The sequence below is a fragment of the Paramagnetospirillum magnetotacticum MS-1 genome, assembly GCF_000829825.1.
Lineage (GTDB): Bacteria > Pseudomonadota > Alphaproteobacteria > Rhodospirillales > Magnetospirillaceae > Phaeospirillum > Phaeospirillum magnetotacticum.
The window spans coordinates 93,593-118,603 of sequence record NZ_JXSL01000024.1 but is presented as its reverse complement, the minus strand read 5'-3'; the positions used below and the strand labels follow the sequence as shown (position 1 = coordinate 118,603).

General features: G+C 63.9%; 22 protein-coding genes. 9 read left to right on the top strand and 13 right to left on the bottom strand.

The features are described 5' to 3' along the window. From CCC_RS22760 to CCC_RS07260, 6 genes are all read left to right on the top strand, one after another. Positions 1-238, top strand: a 238-nt coding sequence (locus CCC_RS22760; RefSeq protein WP_152619731.1) for a VCBS domain-containing protein, incomplete at its 5' end; no start/stop codon positions are given. Continuing rightward, positions 190-4,188 (top strand): beta strand repeat-containing protein, encoded by a 3,999-nt coding sequence (locus CCC_RS07285; protein ID WP_152619730.1) that lies wholly within the window; start codon positions 190-192, stop codon positions 4,186-4,188. The genes CCC_RS22760 and CCC_RS07285, both read left to right, overlap by 49 nt. A gap of 69 nt (positions 4,189-4,257) precedes the next feature. Next, positions 4,258-5,085 (top strand): serine/threonine-protein kinase, encoded by an 828-nt coding sequence (locus tag CCC_RS07280; protein WP_009869453.1) that lies wholly within the window; start codon positions 4,258-4,260, stop codon positions 5,083-5,085. 100 nt (positions 5,086-5,185) lie between these two features. Next, positions 5,186-6,391 carry a PAS domain-containing sensor histidine kinase gene (locus CCC_RS21120; protein WP_052472993.1) on the top strand — a complete coding sequence of 402 codons (1,206 nt, stop codon included), beginning with the start codon at positions 5,186-5,188 and terminating at the stop codon, positions 6,389-6,391. A gap of 11 nt (positions 6,392-6,402) precedes the next feature. Beyond that, the gene (locus CCC_RS07265; RefSeq protein ID WP_009869451.1) at positions 6,403-7,053 is read left to right on the top strand and encodes a response regulator transcription factor; all 651 of its coding nucleotides are present in this window, start codon (positions 6,403-6,405) and stop codon (positions 7,051-7,053) included. Positions 7,054-7,161: 108 nt separating this feature from the next. Next, positions 7,162-8,709: a radical SAM protein gene (locus tag CCC_RS07260; protein WP_052472992.1), complete on the top strand. Its 1,548-nt coding sequence runs from the start codon at positions 7,162-7,164 to the stop codon at positions 8,707-8,709. Here the strand turns inward: CCC_RS07260 and CCC_RS07255 are convergent. From CCC_RS07255 to CCC_RS07210, 10 genes are all read right to left on the bottom strand, one after another. Continuing rightward, positions 8,687-9,106, bottom strand: a complete 420-nt coding sequence (locus CCC_RS07255) for an ExbD/TolR family protein (RefSeq protein ID WP_009869448.1) — start codon at positions 9,104-9,106, stop codon at positions 8,687-8,689. The two genes, CCC_RS07260 and CCC_RS07255, sit on opposite strands and share 23 nt — an antisense overlap. Positions 9,107-9,127: 21 nt before the next feature. Further along, positions 9,128-9,820 (bottom strand): MotA/TolQ/ExbB proton channel family protein, encoded by a 693-nt coding sequence (locus tag CCC_RS07250; RefSeq protein WP_082036537.1) that lies wholly within the window; start codon positions 9,818-9,820, stop codon positions 9,128-9,130. Positions 9,821-9,839: 19 nt separating this feature from the next. Continuing rightward, on the bottom strand, positions 9,840-10,502 hold the full coding sequence (locus tag CCC_RS22110; protein WP_041040554.1) for an energy transducer TonB: 663 nt from the start codon (positions 10,500-10,502) through the stop codon (positions 9,840-9,842). 17 nt (positions 10,503-10,519) lie between these two features. Further along, complete coding sequence (locus CCC_RS21115; protein ID WP_052472989.1) at positions 10,520-11,176, bottom strand: sulfite exporter TauE/SafE family protein; 657 nt, start codon at positions 11,174-11,176, stop codon at positions 10,520-10,522. Further along, complete coding sequence (locus tag CCC_RS07235; RefSeq protein ID WP_009867043.1) at positions 11,173-11,985, bottom strand: acyl-CoA dehydratase activase; 813 nt, start codon at positions 11,983-11,985, stop codon at positions 11,173-11,175. Before CCC_RS07235 ends, CCC_RS21115 begins: the two co-directional genes overlap by 4 nt. Beyond that, positions 11,982-13,250, bottom strand: coding sequence for a double-cubane-cluster-containing anaerobic reductase (locus CCC_RS07230; protein ID WP_009867042.1), 1,269 nt, complete (start codon positions 13,248-13,250; stop codon positions 11,982-11,984). The genes CCC_RS07235 and CCC_RS07230 overlap by 4 nt, the downstream gene beginning before the upstream one ends. Continuing rightward, the gene (locus CCC_RS07225; protein ID WP_041040550.1) at positions 13,247-14,218 is read right to left on the bottom strand and encodes a 4Fe-4S binding protein; all 972 of its coding nucleotides are present in this window, start codon (positions 14,216-14,218) and stop codon (positions 13,247-13,249) included. The genes CCC_RS07230 and CCC_RS07225 overlap by 4 nt, the downstream gene beginning before the upstream one ends. Next, on the bottom strand, positions 14,205-15,317 hold the full coding sequence (locus CCC_RS07220; protein ID WP_152619729.1) for a hypothetical protein: 1,113 nt from the start codon (positions 15,315-15,317) through the stop codon (positions 14,205-14,207). The genes CCC_RS07225 and CCC_RS07220 overlap by 14 nt, the downstream gene beginning before the upstream one ends. Before the next feature lie 19 nt (positions 15,318-15,336). Beyond that, positions 15,337-17,589 (bottom strand): TonB-dependent receptor, encoded by a 2,253-nt coding sequence (locus tag CCC_RS07215; protein ID WP_082036534.1) that lies wholly within the window; start codon positions 17,587-17,589, stop codon positions 15,337-15,339. Between the two features lie 103 nt (positions 17,590-17,692). Next, positions 17,693-18,028 carry a DUF2946 family protein gene (locus CCC_RS07210; protein ID WP_009867357.1) on the bottom strand — a complete coding sequence of 112 codons (336 nt, stop codon included), beginning with the start codon at positions 18,026-18,028 and terminating at the stop codon, positions 17,693-17,695. A 283-nt stretch (positions 18,029-18,311) separates the two neighbouring features. Between CCC_RS07210 and CCC_RS07205 the strand changes: the two genes are divergently transcribed. The 3 genes from CCC_RS07205 to CCC_RS07195 all read left to right on the top strand — a co-directional run bounded on the left by CCC_RS07205 (position 18,312) and on the right by CCC_RS07195 (position 21,413). Next, positions 18,312-18,617 (top strand): hypothetical protein, encoded by a 306-nt coding sequence (locus CCC_RS07205; RefSeq protein WP_152619727.1) that lies wholly within the window; start codon positions 18,312-18,314, stop codon positions 18,615-18,617. 90 nt (positions 18,618-18,707) lie between these two features. Then, positions 18,708-19,430: a Crp/Fnr family transcriptional regulator gene (locus CCC_RS21110; RefSeq protein WP_052472987.1), complete on the top strand. Its 723-nt coding sequence runs from the start codon at positions 18,708-18,710 to the stop codon at positions 19,428-19,430. A gap of 174 nt (positions 19,431-19,604) precedes the next feature. After that, complete coding sequence (locus CCC_RS07195; RefSeq protein WP_041040583.1) at positions 19,605-21,413, top strand: O-acetylhomoserine aminocarboxypropyltransferase; 1,809 nt, start codon at positions 19,605-19,607, stop codon at positions 21,411-21,413. On the opposite strand, the gene CCC_RS07190 is transcribed toward CCC_RS07195, so the two are convergent. From CCC_RS07190 to acs, 3 genes are read right to left on the bottom strand one after another with little or no spacing between them, the layout of a single operon-like run. Next, positions 21,408-22,550, bottom strand: a complete 1,143-nt coding sequence (locus tag CCC_RS07190; RefSeq protein ID WP_041040542.1) for a trans-sulfuration enzyme family protein — start codon at positions 22,548-22,550, stop codon at positions 21,408-21,410. The two genes, CCC_RS07195 and CCC_RS07190, sit on opposite strands and share 6 nt — an antisense overlap. Then, positions 22,543-23,055: an OsmC family protein gene (locus CCC_RS07185; RefSeq protein WP_041040540.1), complete on the bottom strand. Its 513-nt coding sequence runs from the start codon at positions 23,053-23,055 to the stop codon at positions 22,543-22,545. The genes CCC_RS07190 and CCC_RS07185 overlap by 8 nt, the downstream gene beginning before the upstream one ends. Further along, on the bottom strand, positions 23,052-25,004 hold the full coding sequence (gene acs / locus CCC_RS07180) for an acetate--CoA ligase (protein WP_009868140.1): 1,953 nt from the start codon (positions 25,002-25,004) through the stop codon (positions 23,052-23,054). The genes CCC_RS07185 and acs overlap by 4 nt, the downstream gene beginning before the upstream one ends. Between the last annotated feature and the right edge of the window lie 7 nt (positions 25,005-25,011).

Genomic DNA, 25,011 nt, shown 5'->3' with positions numbered 1-25,011 from the left:
GGGCGACAGCTTCAAGGTGGTGGCCGTGGACAATCACGGCGCGGCCTCGGCCCCCAGCACCGTGGCGGTGACCATCACCGGTTCCAATGACGGCCCGACGGTGAGTGTCGCCAACGTCACCACCGCCAATGACCATACACCGCCATCACCGGCCATGCGAGTGGCGCGGATGTGGATACGGGCGATACGGTGGCCTACCATCTGGTGGACGGCAACGGCAATCAGGTGGATAGCCTGACCACGGCCCACGGCACGGTGACCATCAACAGCGCCACCGGCGATTACACCTTCACGCCGACCGGCGATGCCTCGGTGGGTGTCGGCCAGACCCTGGGCGACAGCTTCAAGGTGGTGGCCGTGGACAATCACGGCGCGGCTTCGGCGCCCAGCACCGTGGCGGTGACCATCACCGGTTCCAATGACGGCCCGACGGTCAGCGTGGCCAACGTGACCACCGCCAACGACCATACCGCCATCACCGGCCATGCGACGGGCGCGGATGTGGATACGGGCGATACGGTCCGCTATCACCTGATGGACGCCAGCGGTAATCAGGTGGATAGCCTGACCACCGCCCATGGCACCGTGACCATCAATGCCGCCACCGGCGACTACACCTTCACCCCCACCGGCGATTCCAGCCTGGGTGTCGGCCAGACCCTGGGCGACAGCTTCAAGGTGGTGGCTGTGGACAACCACGGCTCGGCCTCGGCCGCCAGCACGGTCAATGTCACCATCACCGGCAGCAATGACGGGCCGGTGGTGAGCAGTGTCACCGGCGGGACCGGCAATGAAAGCACCACCAGCGCCAATTCGGTGGTGACCGGCCATATCACCGCCAGTGATGTGGATGCCACCGACACGCTTAGCTATTCCGTCACCGACAACGCCGCCGCAGGCCATCACGGCACATTGGCGGTCAATGCCAGCGGCGATTTCACCTTCACCGCTTCGGACAGCAACTGGCACGGAACGGACAGCTTTACCGTGCAGGTGTCGGACGGTCATGGCGGCACGGTCAACCAGAGTGTGGGCATCACGGTCAACGCCCAGGCGGATGCGGCGACCATCAACGCCCAGGACGCCAGCATGTCGGCCCAGTCGGGCGCGACCTATACCGCCAGCGATGGCTATGCCCAAGGCGGCTCGGGCTCCGACATCATCAACGGCAGCACGGCCAACGACACTCTCTACGGTGACGATCCGACGGGCGACACGTCGGTCACCGTCAACCTGAACATCTCGGCCTCGGCCATCACCGGCGAGTCGGTGGGGTCCATCACCCTGTCCAACATCCCGGGCGGGGCGACGCTCAATCACGGTGTCGACAATGGCGATGGCACCTGGACCCTGGCGCCCGCCGACCTGACCGGCCTGCAACTGACCTCGCCGACCGGTATGGGCGGTTCCATCAATGTGGCGGTGACCACCCTGGACGGCACCAGCACGGCGGTGACCAACTCCTCGTTCAACGTCTCCTTCTCGGGCGGCTTCAACGACACCATCACCGGCGGCGCCGGGGCCGACACCATGTATGGCGGCGCGGGCAACGACACTTTCAAGGTGTCGGGCGCGACCGAAAGCGTTGGCGACATCTATGACGGCGGTTCGGGCGTGGATACGATCCTGGGCAGCTCGGGCGCCGATGTCATCTCGGTGACCAGCAATCTTGGCAACATGCACTCCATCGAGGTGATCGACGGCGGTGCGGGCACCGACACCTTGCTGGCCGGGTCGGGCAACGACTATCTCGACTTCTCGAACACCACCATCCGGAACGTCGAGGTGATCGACACCGGCGCGGGCAACGACGTGATCACCGGTTCGGCCGGGGCGGATACCATCCTGACCGGCACGGGCGACGATACCGTGGTGGCCATCGGCGGCCAGACCACGGGCGACGTTTATGACGGCGGGGCGGGTTTCGACACCCTGAACGTCGATCTGACGCCTGCCCAGTACACCCATGCGGTGCGTCTGGAACTGATGAATTTCGCCAGCTTTGTCGATGACCCCGCCAATGCGGGCAAGAGCTTCACCTTCCAGAGCCTGGGCGGCCTCAAGGCCACCAATTTCGAGGATCTGCGGGTGACGGTGGACGGCAACGACGTCGACCTCAACCATCCGCCGCAGGTGACCAGCGTGGAGAGCAACTACACCACCGGCCATGCCGACGGTGCGGTGCATGTGACGGACTCCGATGGCGATACGCTCAGCTATTCGCTGGGCACCAATGCCAACGGCTCGCCCATCACCTCCATGGCGACAGCGCATGGCACCGTCTCCATCGATGCGGCGACGGGCGAGTATCACTTCACCTCCAGCGATCCCAACTTCAAGGGCACGGACAGCTTCAACGTCACCGTCAATGACGGCATGGGCGGAACCACCACCCAAAAGGTCAATCTGGACTTCAATCCGGGCGACGACGCCACCGTGGTGACCGGGCCGACGGCTCTGGGCACCAGCACGGAAGATGCTCAGACCTTCATCCGCACCGACCAGTTGCTGGCCAATTCCACCGATGTGGACAACACCTTGCACGTCGCCAATCTGTCGGCGGTGGATACCAACGGCAATGTGGTGGGCAGCTTCGTCCATGCGGTGGATGCGGATGGCCATGACGGCTATGCCTTCACGCCCAACGCCAATTGGTCGGGCGATGTCACGGTCAATTACGACGTGGTGACCGATACAGGCATCGCCACCCATACCAGCGGCGCGCTGCATGTGGATGCGGTGGCCGATGCGGCGACCTTCGACGCCAATATCGGCTCCAACGGCGTGTCGGTGGCCCATCTGGGCAATGACAGCAAGGCGATCAACCTTTACGTCAACGACAGCAGCAGCAATAGCACCGCTGCCGGCTTCGACGTCTATCTGGGCGGCACCAATCTCGGCCACTACACAGTCAATCGCAGCACCACCTCGGACAAGACGGTTTCACTGACCCTGACCGACGCCCAGCATGACCAGTTGCTGAATGGCGCCGACATCAAGATCGTCGATAATGACGGCTCCAACAGCCGCGACGTTCTGGTGGATAGGATCCAGGTGGATGGCCTGACCTTCCAGGCGGAAAACGGCATCATGGTGGGTGCCGTCTCCAGCCACGGAACTTCAGGCGTCACCAGCGAGACCTATGCCCGTCTGAACAGCATTGGATCGTCGGTCACCTTCGACCTGGACACCTCGGTCACCCATACGGCCAGCGGCTATCATGTGGATCTCGGCGGCCACCTCAACGATACCGACGGGTCCGAGACGCTGAGCTACCACATCGACGCCTTGGCCACCGGTGCTTCGCTCAGCTATACCGGCAACGAAGGCACCCTGGTGCACAACACCGATGGCAGCTGGGACTTCAACGTCGACTCCAGCCACTATGACGGCGCCGCGTCGCTGAACCTCAATGTGGCCCAGGGGACCACCGGCTTTGACGTCCACATCACCGCAAATGCCACCGAGACGTCCAACCTGGATGTGGCGGGTGTCGGTGATGTTGTCCATTGCGACGGCGCCATCGGCGGCGGCTCGGCCATTCCCGGCATCACCCTGGTGGGTAATTCCGGCAATGACGACCTGTTCGGCACCGACGGCAACGATCTGCTGCTGGGCGGCAAGGGCGGCTATACCTACCGCTATTCGGGCGGCAGCCATGGCGGCAATGTCGGGGGCTGCGGCTACAGCCTGGTGGATAACGGCACCAATGACGTGATCAGCGCCGGGGCGGGCGACGATATCATCTACGGCGACGCCAAGATGGTGAACGGCAGTATCCAGGTCACCGGCGCAGGCAACGACATCCTGGATGGTGGTGCGGGTAACGACCAGATCCATGGCGGCGGCGGCAACGACACCATCACCGGCGGGACCGGTGACGATGTCATGTTCGGCGATCAGGGCAGCGACACCTTCCTGTTCGACTTCGGCTTCGGCCACGACGTGGTGGATGGCGGCCGCGGTTCCAACTGGACCGATACCCTGGATCTGACCCACGATAACCAGATCTCTGCGGTCAATATTGAAGGCGTGTCGGGTTGGGCGGTTTCGGTGGATGCCCAGGGCCATCATGTGGCTCAGGCCACCAACGGCGCCCACGATGCCAGCGGTACGGTCATCGTCACCAACCATGACGGCAGCCAGGACACCATCGAGTTCCACAATGTGGAAAAGGTGGTCTGGTAGTCCAAGGTTTGGGATTAGGATCGGGGGCCGTCCTTTGGGGCGGCCCCTTTTTCTTGGAAAGGGGCGGATATGGAGACGATCGGGCGATACACCGTCACCCGCCATCTGATCGACACGGTGTTTTCGCGCCTGTATCTGGCCTCGGATCAGGCTCTGGGCCGCCCTGTGGTGATCAAGGTCTTCGCCGTGGATGCGGCCAAACCGGAACCGCCTTTCAGCCGGGCCGAGTGGCTGCGCCGTTTCGTGGCCGAGGGGCGGATCATGGCGTCGCTGGACCATATCAATATCCTGCGGGTCCATGAGATCGGACGCATGCCCGACGGCGCGCCTTATCTGGTGTTGCCCTTCATGCGGGCCAATCTGCCGCGTCTGACCGGCTTTGACACGGACGAGCCCGGCATGGCCGAAGACGAGAGGCCGCAGCGGCTGGCCGTCTCCGTCGCTTTGCCGATCCTGTTCCAGGTCCTGTCGGCCCTGGCCTATCTGCATGGCCGGGGCATCGTTCACCGCGATATCAAGCCGGCCAATATCTTGCTGACGGCGCGGCAAGAGGGCGTGGTCAAGCTGTGCGATTTCGGCATGGCGCGCCAAGGCGCCGCCACCGATGCCGCCTCCAATGCCTGGTTCGGAACCTTGGACTATATCAGCCCGGAGCAGCGCGGCGGGACGGGGGCGGTCGATGGGCAGACGGATATCTATTCCACGGCGGCCATGGCCTATCGCCTGCTGAGCGGGCAATTGCCGGGTGACGAGGCCAGGCCGCCCCTGACGGAGCTTGTTCCGTCCTTACCAGGGGCCCTGGCGGACTGGGTGGCGGACGGAATGGCCCGCGACCCGGCGGCGCGTCCGACCGCCCCGCAATCCCTGGCGCGGATCGCTCCTCTGCTTGGCAGGTGAGAAGGGTTCGTGGATCGGCCCTATCTCGTGCTAAACTCTTCCGGGCGGAAAAATTTATCGCTTTCGGCTCCTTATTCGTGAGCCAGAGAGGGCAAGCCCCATGGTCGCGATCAAAGACAAGGTTCTTTCGACAGCGTCCTCGCTTTCAGCCGATGAATTGCCTTCGGCGGAGAGTCTCCTCCACGAACTGCGCGTTCATCAGATTGAACTGGAGATGCAGAACGAGGAACTGCGCCGGGCCCAACTGGCCTTGGAGGAGTCCCGTGACCGCTATGTGGATCTCTTCGATTTCGCACCGGTGGGATATGTCACCCTTTCCGAAAAGGGTCTGATCGAGGGGATGAACCTCACGGCCGCCAGCCTTCTGGGGCGCGAGCGCGCCGCGATGCATCAAACGCGCTTCAGCGTCCTGGTGGCGCCCGAGGATGGCGATGATTGGCACCGCTTTCTGCTGTCCATGATGCGGGACGGCGAACGCAGCCGACGGACGATCGAGCTTCATCTTGTCCGGGGCGATGGGCTTTGGTTTCCCGCCCAATTGGATTGCGTGCGCATCACGGGCGATGATCACGAGGCCAATCTCCGTCTGGCGCTCATCGATATCTCTGTGCGCAAGCAGGCCGAGGCGGAGCAGCTTGCCGCGGTGCGCATGGAGTATCTGCGCCAATTGGCGGTGGAGGAAATGCTGACCGAGCAGAGGGAGCGCCACGCCATCGCCACCGACCTGCATGACGGTCTGGGCCAGACACTGCATGTGGCCCGCATCAAGTTGGAGACCCTGGCCAAGGGATTGCCGCCCGAGACTCCTTCCCGCGCCCTGCTCGATGATCTGAGCGGCCTGCTGTCGGAGGCAAGCCGGGACGTGCGCGCCCTGACCTCCAAGCTCAGCCCCCCGGCGCTGATGGATTTGGGGCTGGTGCCAGCGCTTTCCTCCCTGGCCGCCGAGATGGAGCGGGTCTACGGCCTGGAGGTCGCGGTGGAGGATGACGGTGCGCCAAAGCCCCTGACCCCATCGCAGGCGGCCATATTGTTCCGGGCCGTGCGCGAGCTTCTCATCAATGTGTCAAAGCATGCCGGGGTCGGTACCGCAACGGTCAAGGTCAGCGCCGCCAAGGGACGGCTTGTCATCGCGGTGGCGGACAAGGGGCGCGGAATCGGCGATTGGCGTGATACGGCCCTGGCCGGAAAAGGTTTCGGACTGCCCAGCGTCCATGAGCGGCTGGTCTTTCTGAAGGGTGCCATGGGGATCTCGAGCGGTGTTCGTGGCGGCACCACGGTTATCTTGGAAATGCCCATGGACACCTAGGAGGTGGCGCAATGACCATTCATGTGATGCTGGCCGATGACCACCGCATGTTCCGCGAGGCCCTTCGGGTTCCGCTTGAGGCCGAGTCGGATCTGGAAATCGTCGCCGAGACGAGTACGGGATCGGACACCCTTGCCGCACTGGAAAATGTTCGTCCCGATGTTTTGGTCCTCGATATCGCTCTTCCCGATATCAATGGCATCGAGGTGGCGCGCGCGGCCCTGAAACGTCATCCGGGTCTGCAGGTCGTCGCCTTGTCCGGTTTCGCCGACCGGATCTATATCGAGGAGATGCTGAAGGCCGGGGCTCATGGCTATGTGGTCAAGTCGGCGGGGGCGGATGAACTGGTCTCGGCCATCCGCGCCGTGGCGGCGGGGCGCAGTTTTCTGTCTCCGGACGTCACCCATACCATGCTTCGTCACGTCCAGCCCGGCGAGATCAGCGCCGCCCCGCCGCCCAGCGTGCTTGGCAAGCGCGAGCGGGAAGTGCTGGGATTGCTGGCCAGCGGCAAACGGTCTTCCGAGATTGCGTCCCTGCTGGGCATCGCCGTGGCGACCGTCGAAGTGCATCGCCGCAACATCAAGCAGAAGCTTAAGTTGAGCGGCACCGCGGACCTGACCCGTTATGCCGTTCATGAAGGTCTCATTCCCCTTGTAATTTAAGCGGTTCCCCGTATCGGGCCTAAGGGGTTGAGGGAATTTGTGGGGGGGCGCCGTTAAGATAAGATCATTCCCCGTATCAGCGATCCGCAGCCCAGGAACGATCGCTTCATGCATCTGCTTTTGATCAATCCGAAATTCCCCGAAAGCTTTTGGAGCTTCCGTTGGGCCATCGATCAGGTTCTGCCGGGCAAACGGGCGGTCAATCCGCCCCTTGGTCTGGCGACCCTGGCCGCCCTTTGCCCGGCCCACTGGCATGTGGAAATCATCGACGAGAATATCGAGCCGGTTCCGCTCGAGACCAAAGCCGACATCGTCGGCATCTGCGGCATGGGGGTGCAGATGCCGCGCCAGCGGGAGTTGCTGGTCCATTTCCGCCGGCAGGGGCATTACGTGGTGGCGGGTGGCAGCTATGCCTCGCTTTGCCACGGGGACTACGCCGAGGACGCCCATACGGTGGTGGCCGGAGAGGCCGAGTATGTGTGGAAGGAATTCTGCCGCGACTTCGAGGCGGGATGCCCGAAATCCCTGTATCACGAGACGGGGACGGTGGCCTTGGCCGATTCGCCGGTTCCCCGCTTCGACCTGCTGAAGCTGGGGGTCTATTCCAATGTCACGCTGCAGTTTTCGCGCGGTTGCCCGTACCGCTGCGAATTTTGCGACATCATCGTCATGTTCGGCCGCCGCCCAAGGGTCAAGGGTCTGGATCAGATCGAGCGGGAATTGGATCAGTTGCGCCGCTTTGGCGCCCGTAGCGTCTTTTTCGTCGACGACAATCTGATCGGCAACCCCAAGGAGGCCAAGGAGTTGTTGCGTTTCCTGGCCGCGTATCAGCGCCGCCACGATTATTTCTTCAGCTTCGGCACCGAGGCCTCGCTCAACATGGCCCAGGATGACGAATTGCTGGACCTGTTTAGCGCCGCCAATTTCGGCTGGGTGTTCATCGGCATCGAGACCACCGATCCCGAAGGCCTCAAGGAAACCGGAAAGGTCCAGAATCTGCGCGAGGACCCTTTGACGGCCGTCCGGCGGATCTATGCCCACGGCATCGATGTCCTGGGCGGGTTCATCATCGGTTTCGACCACGACACCATGGCGACCTTCGAGCACCAGTACCGGTTCATCACCGATGCGGGAATCCAGTCGGCCATGATCGGTCTGCTCATGGCATTGCCGCGTACGCCGCTGCACGAGAGAATGCAGCGCGAGGGCCGCCTCCTGCCCCTGGACGGCCATGCCGACAATACCTGTCTGACCACCAATATCGCGCCCAGATCCATGAATATCGACGCCATGGTGGCAGCCTATCAGGAGCTTTACCGCAGGCTGCTCACCGGGCCCGAGATCGGGCGGCGGATTCGCAACAAGATGAAGTACCTGCAGGCACCGGTCTATGGCAGCGGCTATTCCATGGGCCAGAGGGCAGGCATCCTGGCCCGCCTGATGGTCCGGGGGATTGGGGCGGGCGGACTATCCACCCTGGTGGCGTTTCTGCGCAGCTTTCCCTTCCTGACCCCGTCGCGCATTCCCATGGTGATTTCCGATTGGATCATCGGATTGTCCATGAAGGCCTTTGCTGAAACCAGCCTCCTGGGTCGATCCACCCAGGGCTTGAACAACGCAGCGACCGGCATTTCTACTGGATTGCGGGATCCGTGACGAAAGCGATCTTGGTGAGGCCGGAGCGCTGAGCCCCCGCCATGACCTCCGCCACCCGCTCATAGCGGGTCGCCCGGTCCGCCCTGAGATGGAGTTCCGCCTCCCTGCCCGCGGCGACGGCCGTGCGGCAGCGGGTCTCGAATTGCTGGCGGTCGCTGGGCTGTCCGTCGAGGATGAGGGTTCCGTCGGCCTGCAGGTCGGCGTGCACCACATTCGGCTTGTCGTCCAGGGCCGTGGCATCGACCTTGGGCAGATCCACGGGAACCGCCTGGTTGAACAGCGGGGCGGTGATGATGAAGATCACCAGCAGGACCAGCATCACATCCACCAGCGGCGTGGTGTTGATATCGGCCATGGGGGCATTGCCCGCGCCTTCCCCGAAAGATCCGAACGACATGATCCGCCTCCTCTTCTCCGTTCAGTGGCCGCCCGCGACCCGCGCGCCCGTGGTCAGGAAGGCGTGCAGGTCATGGGCAAAGCCGTCCAGATAGGCCCCGATCAGGCGGTTGGCGCGATTGAGCGCGTTGTAGGCCAGGACGGCGGGAATGGCCACGAACAGCCCGGCGGCGGTCATCACCAGGGCTTCGCCCACCGGTCCGGCCACCTTGTCCAACACCACCTGGGTGGCGCCCGACAATCCGACCAGGGCGTGAAAAATTCCCCAGACCGTTCCGAACAATCCAATGAAGGGCGCCGTCGATCCCACCGAGGCCAGGAAGGTCAAACCGCTTTCCAGCCGGGCCTGGGAGCGGACCATGTAATTGCGCATGGCCCGCGTCAGGAATTCACTGCTGGAAACACCCGAGCCGATGCCGCGCTCTTCGTGCTGGGCATGGATGCGGGCGGCCTCGACCCCGATCCTGGCGAGGCCCGCCAGGATGCCGGAATAGTCGCGCCGGGTCATCCGCTCCACCGCCTCTTCCAGCGTGGGGGCGGACCAGAAGGTTTCCAGCGCGCCGTCGACGCTTCGGTTGACGCGAATCTGCGCGACGAAGCGAAGGGCGATGACCGACCAACTCGCCACGGAGAGAAAAGCCAGGATGATGGCCACGGTGTGGCTGACGATGTCGCCTTGTTCCCAGAAATGAGCCAATCCGATTTCGGTTCTCACGTCGTCATTCTCCAATGGATCAATTCAGGTTGAACTCGATGGGCACCACCACCCAGCTTTGCAGCGGCGTTCCACCGCGATGGGCGGGCTGGAAGCTCCACGTCCTGACCGTCTCCAACGCCGATTGGTCCAGGCGCGCCGAACCGGAAGAACGCTTCAGCATGACCTCGATGGCCTTGCCGTTCTCGGAGACCAGGACCCGCAGGAAAACCGTTCCCACCTCGCCCATCCGCCGCGAGGCGACGGGGTAGGGGGGCTTGGGGTTATTGAGATAGGCGGCGTCGAAACGCGCTTCGACCACGGGCGATGGTGCGGGCTCGGCCACAACGGAAGCCGCCGGGGCGGCAGGAGAAGCCGGAGCCGCCTCGGCAACGGGCAAGGTGACGGTGGGAACCGGTGGAGACGGAGCCTTCACCACTTTCGCCGCGGGCGCCTTGGGGGGCGGCGGCGGAAGCGGCTTTTGCGGGACGGCCTGCGGGGCCTGGGGCGGAACGGGACGTGGCGGCGCGGTGAAGCGGACCTCGATCATGGAGGCTGCGGGCGGCTTGGGCCGTTCCGCCGTCTCGAAACCCATCATCAGGAGTCCGGCCAGCACAAGATGGGCGAGGGCGGCGATTCCGGTCGAGGCCGGTCCGCCGAAACCCCGTGGCGATCCCAGACCCAAGCTTCCCATGGTGAACATGTCCGGCGCTCCCCTTCTTAAAGGCCCAGGCCGCGCCAGATGCCCAGCAGACCGGAACCGATCAGCAGGGCGGCGCTTGTCCTCTCGATGCCGGTTCGCCAGCGACCCAGGGCATTGCGCAATTGCGCGCCGATGAAGGCGCCTCCGATTCCATAGGCAATGGCCGGAACCGTAATGGCTCCGAGGCCGAAGCACAGGCCGAGAACGCCTCCCCAGACCGGGTCCGAGGAGGCCGCGGCGGACACCAGGACGGCTCCCAGGGGTGCGCAGGGCGTCATGCCCAGTCCCAGCCCCATGAGGACCAGCCCGGCGGGCCGCGTCGTCTCGGCGGCAAGCGAGCATAGCCGGTGCCCCTTGCGTTCACCGGCCAGCAGGGCAACGCCCATAAGAAGCGCGGCGCTTCCGACCAGGAAGCGGATGGCCGCGATGCCAATCATGTCCTCGGCCAGATGACCCACCAGACCCGAAGCGATTCCCAACCCGCCATAGCTTCCCAGCCGCCCCAGCGACAGGGGAAGCATGATGCGCCACGATCTGGCGACGCCCTCGTCCGAGCCGAGGAAGACCGGGCCGAGATAAGGCAGGCACGACAGCAGGCAAGGCCCCATTCCGAACACCAGCCCCATGGCCATGGCCATGGGCAAGCCGATCGCCAGGGGGGATTCGGGGCTCACGCCTCGTCTCCCTGTTCGGCCAGGTACTCGCTGCGGGCCAGGATGGCGGCACCGAAGGCCGTGGTGGTCTGGGGATGTTCGGGCACCACCAATTGGCGGCCCAGTTCGTCCTCGATGGCCGCCACCAATCCCTTGTTCAGGGCCGGGCCGCCGTCGAAATAGACGCGGTCCTCGATCCCCACCCGCTTGGCAAGGCGCACGGTCCGGCGCGCGATGGAATAATGGATACCGGCGACGATCTCGCCTTTTCCGTGGCCATTGGCCAGCAGCCCGATGATCTCGGATTCGGCGAACACGGTGCAGGTGCTGTTGATGGAAAGCGCCGCCCCGGCTCCGTTGAAGTGGATGTCGCCCAAATCCTCCAGATCCAGATCCAGGTTGCGGGCGGCCACATCGAGGAAACGCCCGGTTCCGGCGGCGCATTTGTCGTTCATGGCGAAGTTGACCACACCGCCTTCGCCATCGATCTGGATAGCCTTGGAATCCTGGCCGCCGATATTGATGATGGTGCGCACGCCGCCGAACGCCTTTCCGGCCTCGTGCGCGCCGATGGCGTTGGCGGTGATTTCGCTGATGGAATCATCGGCCTCCTTGAACAGCTTGCGGCCATAGCCGGTGGCGATCAGGTAGCGGACCTGTTCGCGGCGCAGGCCATGGCGGTCCAGCAGGCCTTGCAGCGCCTCCTTGGCGTTCTTGTGGAACAGGCTTCCCGAGGCGGTCACATGCGCCCCGGCCAGGGTGCCGTCCCCATGGACCAGCGCCACCTTGATGGCGGTCGAGCCGATATCGATCCCGGCGAAATAGGTCATTTCCGGTTCCTCTTGCGCGTCTTGATGGATTCGAGGAAGGCTTCGATGCGGGTGGACAACTGCCCCATGTCGTCGGGGCTGTAATCGGTCTCGACGTAGAGCATGGGAATGCCCTGGGCGTTCAGCAGGTCGGCGATGGACTTCTGCTCCATCTCGTAGACCTGGCAACCGGCGAAGGACTGATAGACCACGCCATCGGCGGAGAATTTGGCGGCCAGTTCCAGCAGGCGGCGCTGACGGTCCTCGTTGCGGGTGAAGATGGGGCAGGTGCAGGGCTTCAGGTATTTGTCGGCCAGACTGTCCACCATGTCGTTGACCAGCCATTCATCCACCGCCGTCATGTCGTAAAGCATGCGGTTGGCCGAGCAGGTCTCGTCGGCCACCACCACGCCGCCCGCCTGCTCGATCAGGATCGGCAGTTTGAGATTGGGAAAGATCGGCGGCGACCCGGTGAACACGATGCGCGGCGCCTTGCGCTGGGCGGCGGTGACGCCCGATTCGGCGCGTGCGGCCAGTTCCTGGTTCAGCGCCTCGACGGCCTCGGTCCAGCGTTCGATATCGTCGAAGAAGAAGGCGTTGGTGACCAAGAAGACATCCTTGCCCAGCAAGACGGCCGGTTGCCGCTGGCGGAAGGTGTCCATGGTTCGAAAGGCCATCTCGGCCCGCCTAGTCTTGGCCATGGCGGCCAGGAGGTTCTTGCGGGTCAGGCGCTTGCCGGTCAGCGCCCGCAGACGCTCGGCGAATTCGCGCACCGACCGCTGCCAATAGACGCGCGACGCCTCGCTTTCCTTGACGTTGGGAAGCTCCAGATCGAAGACCGTATGGCCCATGCCTTCCATCATGGCGCTGGCCTTCTTCTTCTGGTCGCAGGTGGTGGGGTTGACGACCAGATCCAGCTTGCCGACGCGAGGAACCGGATTTTCCGAGCACAGCATGCCCAGCGTCGCCTTGACCAGGGAGCACGACTTGGCGGGCATGAAATCGGCGCCGATCTGGTCGTAATGATACGAGCCATTGCACAGCCGCACCGGATGGGCGCCAAAGGCGTGGATCAGTTCCTCGGGGGCCTGGATGCAGGTGGTGCCCACCTGAATGCCTTTTGGCCGGATGTCCTCTCCCTGGATGTAGACGCGGCGGAACAGGTCGTAGAAATAGGTCATGCTGGCCAGGTTGTCGTCGAAGTCATCGACGATGTGGTCCAGCATGTTCTCGGCTTCACGCGCCTGCTTGCTGCGCGCGAAATCGTTGGGAGCGGCGGCGGTCATGCCTTGCATCCTTTGTTCATTCGCTTGATGAAACCGGCCTCGGTCGCCTCGAAGATCGCCCGGCCGGCGAAATTCGCCTTCAAGGCCCCGGTCTCGGGGCAGGCGGCCACGCATTTCAGGCATAAGGTGCAGTCGTCCATCATGATGTCGCCGACCCGGATATCGTCGGCGATCTCCTTGATCTCCATGTCGCAGACCCGGTAGCAGTCGCCGCAGCGGGTGCACTTTCCGCCGTCCTTGACCAGCCGCAGGACGGCCAGCTTGGAGAACAGGTAATGCAGCGCGCTCATGGGGCAGTAGAAGCACCAGAAGCGCTTCTTGACGAACGAGCCCACGAAGAACAGCCCGGTGGTCAGCATGCCCAACGCGCTCATCACCATGGCCGTCTTTGTGGAGAAGTCGACGGTGAAGTACTGGGTGTTACCAGTGAGCAGGGGAATGATCATCTTACCGGGGCAGATGGAGCAGAAGGGCAGCTTCATGTCGTTGTGGAACCAGCCGCCGCCGACACCCAGCGGGATCAGCACGGCCAGGGCCAGCAGGACGTATTTGATCCGGGTCAGTTGCTTGAACTGGCCCAGCGTATAGCGGGAATAGCGGATTCCCAGTCGCCGCCGCAGGGCCGTCATCCAGTCCTGCAGCGTGCCCAGCGGGCAGACGAATCCGCACCAGCCCTTGTTGATGGCCACAAACCACAGAACGAATACGGCGAAGGTGGTCAGAAGCGAGGTGATGGCCCAACTGAACAGCTTGGCCCAGGTCCAGCCCAGCTCGTGCTGCAACGGCATCAGGAAGCACATGCCAATGCGGCCTTCATTGTTGTAGCCGCATGACAGCATGGGCAGGGAATTGCCCAGTTCGATGCCCAAATAGCCGCCATAGATCACCAGGACGAAGAAGAACGCCTGGAGCCAGAAGCGGAAGCGGTTGAAATTGACGCCGTCGACGGCGGCCTTAAGCCTGCTCATTGAACCGGATCTCCTGGAAGGGCTTCACCCGGCGTCGGCGGTACAGGTAGATGGCCGTCCCGAGAAAGAGGGCGATTCCACCGCTGATTCCCAGCCCGAAGGCGTAGGAGCGGTAGTCGTAAGGCGAGGGCGAATACTTGCCTGACAGCGTGGTGCGCAGATGGGCCGAGCGGTATTCCTGGCCGTTCCACATGCCGGGCGTGTCGGTTTGCGCCTCGGCGGTGATCAGGAAGGTCTGCTTGGTCAGCCGTTTGAAGTCGTCCCAGCCGGGGAAATAGTCGCGGATCAGGGTGAACTGGACGCGTCCCTGGTCGTCGCTGGTGACGGTCTTGCTCCAGCCCTGCTGACTGCAGAAGGTTACCTTGGCGCCCGCCAGGGGTTTGCCGAAACTGGTGACGGTGAAGTTGATCTTGTCGCCCGACACCAGACGGGTGAACAGCTTTTCGTCGGGCATGTGGTCGCGGACCAGCTCCATGGGCTGGGTCGGATCGCTGATCGCCTTTTCCTGTTCGGGATCGACGCCCTTCTTGCAGCAGGTTCCCTTCAGCACCTCCGCCTTGGCGACCTGCGCTTCCAGGCGGTCGCCGGTAAGCGCCGCCTGTGTCAGATAGGCGTTGTAAAAGCCCATCATGGCGATGGGGATCTCGGCCAGATAGCGCCCGCCATCGGAAACCGGGGCAACGGTCCAGCTTTCGCCATCGGCGCCCAGAACCCGGATGGTCGAGGCGATGGTGGCGACGCCCATGGCGGCGGCCCGCGCGGGGTCCGCTCCGGTCCTCAGCCACAGACGCTTGTTGTTCGTGCTGTTCTGAGCCCGCTCGCCCAGATCGACGACCGCGGCCTCGACGCTTTGAGCGCCCTGGGCCCCCGGTTCCGGCGCGGGGGCTGCAGCTGCCGCCTTCTTCTGGAAGGGTGGCGAATCCGAGAACCAAAGCACATCGGGAACCGGATGGGACACGACCGGCGCCACCAGGGCGACAGCCGGCTTTGCGCTTGGCTCGCCACCGTCGTGGTTGTGCGCCGCCATGACCATGGACGGCATCGCCATCCACGGCAAACCGCCAAGCAGCGAGAGGGCGAGAGATATGGGCTTAGGCATGGCCATCTCCTTATGCGGGTTAGAATTGGGCGCGCAGCGAGCCGAAGAAGGTTCGGCCCGATGCGGCGTAATAGCTGAAGTACTGCTTGTCGGTGATGTTGTTGACCGCCAGGCTGGCCTGGTAGTTCTCGGTGATGTTGAAGCCGAGCTTCAGGTTGGCGATCGTGTAGGGGTCGTAGGCGCCGAAGACGTTCTTGGCGGTATCCGCGCTATTGTTCGTTCCGAACTGCTTGGCGACGTGCTGGATGTTGAACGAGCCGAAGGCGCCCTTGTATTCACCGTCGAGGCCGATATTCCAGATCTGGTCGGGCATATAGGTGACCCGATGGCCCACCGAACTGGGGACGCTGGGGTTGTTGACCACATAGGCGTCCTGATAGATCAGATTGGCAAACGCGGTGAACCGGCCCAGGAATTTCTGGCGGATTTCCCCCTCATAGCCCTGGATATGGACCGATCCCGCATTGACCCGGTTGGTCACCGACGGGCTGCTTCCCGTCGAGTAGGAATAGATCATGTCGGTGATCTGGGTGTTGAAATAGGTGCCGCGCAGGGTCGTTCCTGTGTCGAAGGCCTGTTCCGCGCCGATTTCCCAAGACCGGGCCTTTTCCGGCTTCAGGTCGGGATTGGCGTTGGTGGTGCTGGAACTGGTCTGGGTGGTCGAATAGAGGTCCGACAGATTGGGCGTGCGGAAGGCGCGGCCCCAGGCGGCGCGCAGCACCGTTCCGGTATCGAACTTGTAGACCGCCGCCAGTTTCGGACTGAGCGCGCCCTTGGTCCGCTCGCGATAGCCCTTGTTGTACGCGGTATAGGTGGTGCCGCTTTGAGTATAGGCCGAGCCGCTGGTGGCGCCATTGGTGGACCAGATGTCGTAGCGGAACCCAGCGGTCAGGGTCAGCGGAGGAATGGGGGAATATTCGTCCTGGGCATAGGCGGCCTTGGTGGTGGTGGCGCCGCGCATGATGTTGACCACGCGGCCCAGGGTGCCGACCTCGCGCCAGCTCCCCATGAGGTAGTCCTGCTTGTACAACTCGTTGCGATTCCAGGCGATGCCGCTGATCAGGTAATGCTGTGTGCCGATGGGCATGCCGATATTGGAATCCACGTCCAATTTCGTCGTGGGGATATCGCTGTACTTTCCGCCACCCAGATAGTCGTTGGACGTGGTCGTGTCCGGCGTGACGTACCAGTAATTGTTCCGCTGGTGGTTGACCGTGATCTTGGTGGTGACGTCACTCCAGATCTTGGTCTCGTAGCCGATTCGGTAGCGCTGAACCTCCTCGCCATTGGGACCGGCGACGAAATCGCCAGCCTTGGTCTGGACATTCGCGCCCGCGCCGCCGAGCGTCAGATTGTTGGTGGCAAGTCCGCTGGGATAGTGGTTCCCTGCTGCATCCGTCAGGTAATAATTGCTTCTGTCGAAGATGGTGAACGAGTTGTGATAGGACCCTTCGAGGGTCAGTTTGCTGTCGTCGTCAAAGTCGAGGAACAGCTTCAGTCCCGCATTGTCCTTGTTCCAGCCGCGCCGCCCCTTGTCGCCGATCGTGTACTGGGCCGCCCCGGTATTGCTGGTGGTCGCGGCCCATCCGGTCACATTGGTGCCGCCAGCGCCCGCTGCCGACTTGTTGACGTATTCGTTGACGTAGCCCCCGCTGGCCTCGTGATCCAGATTGGCGACAATTCCCAGCTTGGCGCCGCCCAGCGTCCAGAGGTCGCGGTAGGTGCCGCTTTCCAGGTGATGATCATTGCTGCCATAGCCCAGGCGGCCGATGACTTCGCGCTTGGTGGGGGCCTTGGTGATGATGTTGACCACACCGCCCATGGCCGATCCGCCATAGAGGGACGAGAAGGGGCCGGGAACCACCTCGATCTGTTGGATGTTGTCGATGGGGACCACCGACATATTGGCACCCTGGCTGAAGCCATCGGTCATGCTGACGCCGTCGATCATCACGCCGGTCCGGCTATAGCTCGGCACGCCACGCATGGTGACCTGATTGCTGAAATTGCTGGTCTGTCCGTCGCCCAGCCCCTTGACGTAGACGCCCATTGTGCTGGTCAGCGCTTCATCGATGCGCCTGACATTGTTGTGCTCGATCTGCTTGTCGGTCACCACACTGACCGTCGCGGGCGCCTCGGATACCGGCTTTTCCGTCTTGGTCGCGGTCACCGTGACCGGAGCCAGATCGACGTCATTCTCCTCGGCCTGCGCGGCCATGGCGCACGGCAGCACCGCGGAGGCCGCGGCGGCGATCATCCAAACTTTGTTCATCACGACCCCTGAAGTCCCAACCGGCTATCCAAAGCCGGACATATCCCGAGCGTCCCGTCCGCCGTGAAAAGGCGGGCGGGGACTGACAATCCGTATTCGGGCTTCAGATGGCCGGGGGGGCCCGAGGGGGCTGGGAGGTCCAGGGGCGCAGAGGCGAGACGAGCCCGACCACCGGGGGAGGGGCCAGCCGCTGGATGATCGTGGGGGTGGGCGAGACGGAGGATACGGAGCGCGCCACGTCCACGCCGCCATGCAGCGACGGCAGGCAGCACAGGCAATGGGTGGGGGTGGAGTGTTCCGCCGCCGGGAATTGCTGGGTGGCGCCGGGATCGACGGTCACCATGCCTTGCGACGTGCATATGACGATCTGGTCGCCATCCCCGGCGGGGAGTGTCCCCGAAACGGTCGTGGCGCCGAACAGCAGACCGAGAGACAGCACGACGCAGATCAGGCGGGAGAGAAGGGTCTCTCCCGATTTTCGCGTTGTGAAGATCCGGACTGCTTGCCGTTGACGTGCCATGGGCTAAAGCAGATGCCCCAGCCGCCCCCCCAGCGTCAACGCCGAGACTCGGGGTATTACCCTAGAATCGACATCGGCTTGACTTTTGTAAATTCTCCCCCGTTTCATGAGGGGGAGGTGTCGGCATATGCGGTGGGCCATGGCGTCCAGGAAAAGCGGAACAAGGACGGCGGGGTTGGGTCGGGCGGCCTGGGGGATGGCCATGGCCTTCGCCCTGCTTTTGCAAGGCCTGCTGCCCTTCGCCGTGGTTCCGGCCGAGGCCGCCTTCGTCTTGGATGCCGCGTCCATTTGCTCGGCCAAGGGCAATACAGTTCCCGACGGGCCGGTCAAGGTCCATTGCCCACTATGCCAGAATACCGCCGTTTCGCCCGCAATGGTCCCGCCAGGGAATTTCTGGGAAGCGGTGGCGCCCGTTCCGGTCCGGGTTGCCGCAATCCCCACGGCATGGCCGGAATCCACGCCCCGTCCGGCAGCTTTTCGCTCCCGCGCACCTCCTGTTCCCGTCTGAGCCCTTTCGTCGACACAGCGTCCGCGGACTTCATGGAAATCCGCCGGTGCGCCGAATCCTCACGAATATGTTCCGGGGAGCCGCAAGGACATGCGCGATTCCATTTCCGTTTCCGGCCGCGCCAGGGCGCGCCGGGCCGAAACTCTCGACCAGACCAGCCTGGCGATCCTTTCTAGAATTCCCCTGCTTGCCGAAGTGGCGCAATGGCCCGCCGCGCAGGTGGACAGGGCCATAACACCGCTGCGCCAGAGTCTTGGCGGTATTTTATACCGGCAGGGCGAGGGGGGAGGCCGTCTATACGTGATCGTCTCGGGCGGGGCGATCATGACATCCTCGGTCGTCGCCGGGGGGGCGGCCTGCATCATCGAAATCCTGCGTCCCGGCGACTGCTTCGGGGAAGAGGCGCTTCTCGGCGTCGAGCGGCTCAGCACGGCGACCCTTTTGCCGAAAAGCCTGCTCCTGGCCGTGGATGCGGCACTGTTACCCATCGGGGGACAACGCGTTCTCAACCATGTCTATGGCAGGCTTTCTGCCCTGACAGCGGAAGTCGCGGCCCTCAAATCCCTGTCTCCGGCCCAGCGCCTGGCCCGGCTGTTGTTGTCGCTGACCGACGCCACCCTTGGCCCCGCGGTGATTGTCCTGCCGCCCAAACACAAGATTCTGGCGGGATGGATCGGAGTCAGGCCCGAGACGTTTTCGTCACGGGTGTTGCCGAAACTCCGCTCGGTCGGCGTCAGTTTCGACGGCAACCGAATCGCCATCAATGATGTGGCTGCCCTGGACGATTTTTCCCGTGGCCGGGGGCGGGAATAGTCCCACGAAGTTTCTCGACGCCATTGAGCGGGTCAGCGATATTCGCGCCGAACCCTTGCTGATATACGATATCCGAGCGCCTTGTCGTTATCTGAGGCTTTCGGGGACGTAATCCGGGGGGACGATAGTGATGCCTGGCAATTTTCCGATCCGCACTTGGACATCGAGGATTTCATGACCGACCGCCCCCTAACCGTCTACAGCGATGCCTTGCTGCGGCGGATTCTTGCCGATACGCGGACCATCGCCATGGTGGGGGCCAGCACCAACTGGAACCGTCCCAGCTACTTCGTCATGAAGTACCTTCAGACCAAGGGATATCGGGTGATCCCGGTCAACCCGGCCGCCGCCGGACAGGAGATCCTGGGCGAGACGGTGCGGGCCAGCCTGTCGGAGATCACCGAGCCGGTGGACATGGTCGATGTCTTTCGCCGCTCCGATCAGGTGGGGCCGGTGGCTGATGAAGCCATCGCCATGGGCGCCAAGGTGCTGTGGATGCAGTTGGGGGTGCGCAACGACGAGGCCGCCGCCAAGGCCGAGGCGGCGGGGCTTCAAGTGGTGATGGACCGCTGCCCCAAGATCGAATACGGCCGCCTGGGCGGCGAGTTGGGGTGGAGCGGGGTCAATACGGGGCTGATCCGCAATCAGGCGCCCGAGGCGCCGCGCGCCCAGGGCCGCAAGGACCGCCCCATGCCGCCGCGCAATCAAAGCTATGGCTTCGAGACCCGCGCCATCCATGCCGGAGCCGCGCCCGATCCGGCCACGGGGGCGCGCATCACCCCCATCTACCAGACCTCGTCCTATGTGTTCGAGGACGCCGAACAGGCGGCATCGCTGTTCAACCTGCACACTTTCGGCAACATCTATTCGCGGCTGACCAATCCCACCGTTTCGGTGCTGGAGGAGCGGGTGGCGACCCTGGAAGGCGGGCGGGCCGCCGTGGCCGCCGCCTCGGGCCATGCCGGGCAGTTCCTGACCTTCTTCACCCTGCTGGAGCCGGGTGACGAGTTCCTGGCGTCGCGCAATCTCTATGGTGGCTCGCTCACCCAGTTCGGCCTGACCTTCCGCAAGTTGGGCTGGACCTGCCATTTCGTCGATCCCAAGGACCCGGACAATTTCCGTAAGGCGATGACGCCCAAGTGCAAGGCCATCTTCGTGGAAAGTCTGGCCAATCCCGGCGGCGTGGTGGTGGATCTGGAAGCCATCGCCGCCGTGGCGCACGAGGCCGGTATTCCCCTGGTGGTGGACAACACCCTGGCCACGCCCTATCTGTGCCGCCCGTTCGATTGGGGTGCGGACATCATCTGCCATTCCACCACCAAGTTCCTGGCCGGGCATGGCAATTCATTGGGCGGCGTGGTTGTGGAATCGGGGCGTTTCGACTGGGCGCAGAACGACAAGTTTCCGTCCATGACCAAGCCCGAGCCCGCCTATCACGGCCTGACCTTCTACGAGACCTTCGGCGATTTCGGCTTCACCACCAAGGCTCGCGCCGTGGCGCTCAGAGATTTTGGCCCGGCCATGGCGCCCATGAACGCCTTCCTGACCATCACGGGCATCGAGACCCTGCCGCTGCGCATGGAGCGCCATGTGGAGAATGCCCGCAAGGTGGCCGAATTCCTGGAAACCCATCCCAAAGTGGCCTGGGTATCCTATGCCGGGCTGAAATCCAGCCCCTACTTTGATCTGGCGGCCAAATACCTGCCCAAGGGCGCAGGTTCGGTCTTCACCTTCGGGGTCAAGGGCGGTTACGAGGCGGGGATCAAGATGGTGGAAGGCGTGCGGCTGTTCTCCCATCTGGCCAATGTGGGCGACACCCGCTCGCTGATCCTGCATCCGGCCTCGACCACCCACCGCCAGCTCAGCGACGAACAGCGGGTGGCGGCGGGCGCCGGTCCCGACGTGATCCGCCTGTCGGTGGGATTGGAAACCGCCGACGACATCATCCGCGATCTGGATCAGGCCCTGTCGGCCATTTCATAGACCGAGGGCTTGGCTCAGGTCATTGTAAAGGTCGTCCACCGCCTCGAGCCCCACGGACAACCGCAACAGGTCATCCGGCACGGGCGAGTCGGCCCCTTCCATGCTGGCGCGGTGTTCGATCAGGCTTTCCACGCCGCCCAGGGATGTGGCCCGAGTCCAGACCTGGGTGGCGGCGGCGGTGGCGATGGCGGCCTCGCGGCCACCCTTGACCCGGATGGACAGCATACCGCCGAAGCCGCCTTTCATCTGGCGGCTGGCGGTCTCATGGCCTGCGAAGCCGGGAAGACCGGGATAAAGCACCTCAGCCACATTGGGATGGGCGGACAGGCGCTGGGCCAAATCCAGGGCCGAGGTGCACTGCCAGCGCACGCGGGCAAACAGGGTGCGCAATCCGCGCTGCAGCAGCCAGGCTTCGAACGGTCCCAGCACGCCGCCGATCTGGGTCTGGACGGCCTTGATCCTGGCCCAGGGATCGTCCTTGACCTTGGTGGTGAGCGTGCCGGCCACCACGTCTGAATGGCCGTTGAGGTATTTGGTGGCCGAATGCATCACCAGATCGGCGCCCAATTCCAGCGGCCGGGTCAAGACCGGCGTGGCGATGGTGGAATCCACGGCCAGGCGGGCCCCCGCTTCGTGGGCCAGTTGGGCCAGGGCAGCGATGTCGCTGATCACCCATAGCGGATTTGCCGGGCTTTCCACCCAGATCAGCCGGGTGAGGCCGGGCCGCAAGGCGCGGCGGACCTCGTCCAGATCGGAGGTGTCCACCGCCTCCACGCGCAGCCCCCACCGCGTGGCAAAGCCGTGCAGCCAGCCGCGCAGCGCCCAATACATCACCTCAGGGATCAGCACATGGTCACCGGGCTCCAGCGCCTGGAACACCGCCGTGGCGGCGGCCATGCCGGACGCGAACAGCAGGGTCTGGGCGCCACCTTCCAACGCGGTCAGCGTGTCGGCGGCAGCGTCGTAGGAGGGATTGTCGGCGCGGGAATAGCAGCGGCCTCTGGAGTAACCCAGATCGGCGTCGCGCTCATAGGTGGCCGACGGATGGATGGGGGGAATGACCGCCCCCGTCGCCCCGTCGATCCGCCCCATGGCGTGCGCCGCCAGGGTCTCCGGCCTCCTGCTGTCCTCAGCCATGGCTTTTCACGGTCAACGCCAGGACCGGCGGCTTGGCCAGGGTCTGGAACACCACGCAATAGCGTTCGGTCAGCTTGGTCAGTTGGTCGATGCGCTCCTTGGACTCGGAGGTCTCCAGGTCGAAGGTCAGACGAATCTCGCCAAAGCCCACCGGCGCGTCCTTTGCGACGCCCAGTGTGCCGCGGAAATCCAGGTCGCCCTCGGCCGAGACGGTGCCGCCTTTCAGGTCGAACTCGATGGCGATGGCCACCGCCTTCAAGGTGACGCCAGCGCAGGCCACCAGGGCGTCCAGCAGCATATTGCCGGAACAGGCGAAGGCGCCGGTGCCGCCAGTGGCCGGGTGCAGCCCGGCTTCCACCAGGGCGCGGCCAGTCTCGACGCGGCAAACCACATCGTCGGAATCCAGCTCGCCCTTGGATTTCAGGGTGATCTTGGCCACGTCAGGGGTGGATTTGTAGCTGTCCTTGAGCGGTGCCTGAAGGCTGCGCAATTCATCGGCGTTCATACCTGTTCCCTTTCAAGAGTGTCCTTACGGCTTTGAACAATGTCGCCGACGACGGCGGGGTCGGCAACGGTGGAGGTGTCACCGAAATTCTCGAAATCGTTGGCGGCCACCTTGGCCAGGATGCGGCGCAAAATCTTGCCCGCCCGGTTCTTGGGCAGGGCTGGGGCCCATTGGATCACATCGGGGCTGGCGATGGGGCCGATACGGGCGCGGACCCAGGCCACCAGTTCCTTGCGCAATTCCTCGGACTCGGTGATGCCGTCCTTGAGTGTGACATAGGCGAACACGCCCTGGCCTTTCAAGTCGTGGGGAAAACCGACCACCGCCGATTCCGCCACGGCCCGGTGCGACGAGATGGCGCTTTCCAGCTCCACCGTACCCAGCCGGTGGCCCGAGACGTTGATGACGTCGTCCACCCGGCCGCTGATGCGGTAATAGCCGTCCTCGTCACGGCGCACCCCGTCGCCGGTGAAGAACAGGCCCGGATAGGGGGCGAAATAGGTCCGGATGAAGCGTTCGTGGTCGTGGAGAATAGTGCGCGCCTGTCCCGGCCACGAGCCTTCGAAGCACATATTGCCCTCGGCCACGCCGTCCAGGCGGTTGCCTTGCGCATCGACCACCACGGGGCGGATGCCGAAATAGGGCTTGGCCGCCATGCCCGGCTTGTTGGGAATGGCGCCGGGAATGGGCACCAGCAGCACCGCTCCGGTCTCGGTCTGCCAATAGGTGTCGACGATGGGGCAGCGCCCGGCGCCGATCACCGAATGGTACCAACGCCAGGCTTCCGGGTTGATGGGCTCGCCCACCGAACCCAGGACCCGCAGGCTGGAGAGGTCGTGGCGCCGCACGGGCCCTTCGCCCTCGCGCATCAGGGAGCGCAGCGCGGTGGGCGCGGTGTAGAAGATGGCGACCCGGTAGCGCTCGATGATCGACCACCAGCGCGAGGAATCCGGCCATGTGGGCACGCCCTCGAACAACACGCTGGTGGCACCGTTCAGCAGCGGTCCGTAGATCTTATAGGTGTGGGCCGTGACCCAGCCTACATCGGCGGTGCACCAGAACACATCGCCCGGATGCCAGTCGAAGATGGTCTTCCAACTGGTGCCCGCATGAACCAGATAGCCGCCGGTGGTGTGGACAAGGCCCTTGGGTTTGCCGGTGGAGCCGGAGGTGTAAAGGATGAACAGCGGGTCCTCCGCTCCCACCTCCACCGGCTCGCACCAGGGCTGGGCGGCGGCCAGGGCGTCCTCGTACCAAAGATCGCGGCCCGGCGAGAAGGGCACGGGGGCGCCGGTGCGGCGCACCACCACCACATGGGCGACACCGGGCTGAGAGGTCAGAGCCTCATCGGCATTGCGCTTCAAGGGCACAGCCCGCCCGCCGCGCTTGCCCTCGTCGGCGGTGATCAGCACTTTGGCACCGGCATCGGCGATGCGGTTGGCCAGGGCCTCGGCGGAAAAACCGGAAAACACCACCGAATGGACGGCGCCGATGCGCACGCAGGCCATCATGGCGACGAAGGCCTCGGGGATCACCGGCAGATAGATGGTGACCACGTCGCCCTTGGCCACGCCCAGGCTCTTCAGCACATTGGCCAGCCGGTTGACCCGGTCGGACAATTGGCCCCAGGTGACGGTGCGGCGCTCATCCGACGCGTCACCTTCCCACAGAATGGCGGGCAGGTCGGCCTTGGCGGGAAGGTGGCGGTCGATGCAATTGACCGAGGCGTTCAATGTGCCGTCGGCGAACCAGCGGATGCGCAGATCATCGGGATCGAATCTGGTGTCGCTGACCTTCGTAAACGGCTTGATCCAGTCGAGGAAGCCCGCTTGTTCGCGCCAGAACCCCTGGTTGTCGTCCAGGGATCGCCCATAGAGATTTTCATAGGCCGCCGCATCCACATGGGCGCGGGCGGCGAAATCCGGGGGAACCGGAAAAAGATCGGACATTCTTCTC

Bases quoted from the DNA above. Each gene is read 5' to 3' on its own strand.
- CCC_RS07280 (WP_009869453.1), top strand. From the start codon at position 4,258: ATGGAGACGATCGGGCGATACACCGTCACCCGCCATCTGATCGACACG.
- CCC_RS21120 (WP_052472993.1), top strand. From the start codon at position 5,186: ATGGTCGCGATCAAAGACAAGGTTCTTTCGACAGCGTCCTCGCTTTCA.
- CCC_RS07265 (WP_009869451.1), top strand. From the start codon at position 6,403: ATGACCATTCATGTGATGCTGGCCGATGACCACCGCATGTTCCGCGAG.
- CCC_RS07260 (WP_052472992.1), top strand. From the start codon at position 7,162: ATGCATCTGCTTTTGATCAATCCGAAATTCCCCGAAAGCTTTTGGAGC.
- CCC_RS07255 (WP_009869448.1), bottom strand. From the start codon at position 9,106: ATGTCGTTCGGATCTTTCGGGGAAGGCGCGGGCAATGCCCCCATGGCC.
- CCC_RS22110 (WP_041040554.1), bottom strand. From the start codon at position 10,502: ATGTTCACCATGGGAAGCTTGGGTCTGGGATCGCCACGGGGTTTCGGC.
- CCC_RS07235 (WP_009867043.1), bottom strand. From the start codon at position 11,985: ATGACCTATTTCGCCGGGATCGATATCGGCTCGACCGCCATCAAGGTG.
- CCC_RS07230 (WP_009867042.1), bottom strand. From the start codon at position 13,250: ATGACCGCCGCCGCTCCCAACGATTTCGCGCGCAGCAAGCAGGCGCGT.
- CCC_RS07225 (WP_041040550.1), bottom strand. From the start codon at position 14,218: ATGAGCAGGCTTAAGGCCGCCGTCGACGGCGTCAATTTCAACCGCTTC.
- CCC_RS07220 (WP_152619729.1), bottom strand. From the start codon at position 15,317: ATGCCTAAGCCCATATCTCTCGCCCTCTCGCTGCTTGGCGGTTTGCCG.
- CCC_RS07215 (WP_082036534.1), bottom strand. From the start codon at position 17,589: ATGAACAAAGTTTGGATGATCGCCGCCGCGGCCTCCGCGGTGCTGCCG.
- CCC_RS07205 (WP_152619727.1), top strand. From the start codon at position 18,312: ATGGCCTTCGCCCTGCTTTTGCAAGGCCTGCTGCCCTTCGCCGTGGTT.
- CCC_RS21110 (WP_052472987.1), top strand. From the start codon at position 18,708: ATGCGCGATTCCATTTCCGTTTCCGGCCGCGCCAGGGCGCGCCGGGCC.
- CCC_RS07195 (WP_041040583.1), top strand. From the start codon at position 19,605: ATGACCGACCGCCCCCTAACCGTCTACAGCGATGCCTTGCTGCGGCGG.
- CCC_RS07190 (WP_041040542.1), bottom strand. From the start codon at position 22,550: ATGGCTGAGGACAGCAGGAGGCCGGAGACCCTGGCGGCGCACGCCATG.
- CCC_RS07185 (WP_041040540.1), bottom strand. From the start codon at position 23,055: ATGAACGCCGATGAATTGCGCAGCCTTCAGGCACCGCTCAAGGACAGC.
- acs (WP_009868140.1), bottom strand. From the start codon at position 25,004: ATGTCCGATCTTTTTCCGGTTCCCCCGGATTTCGCCGCCCGCGCCCAT.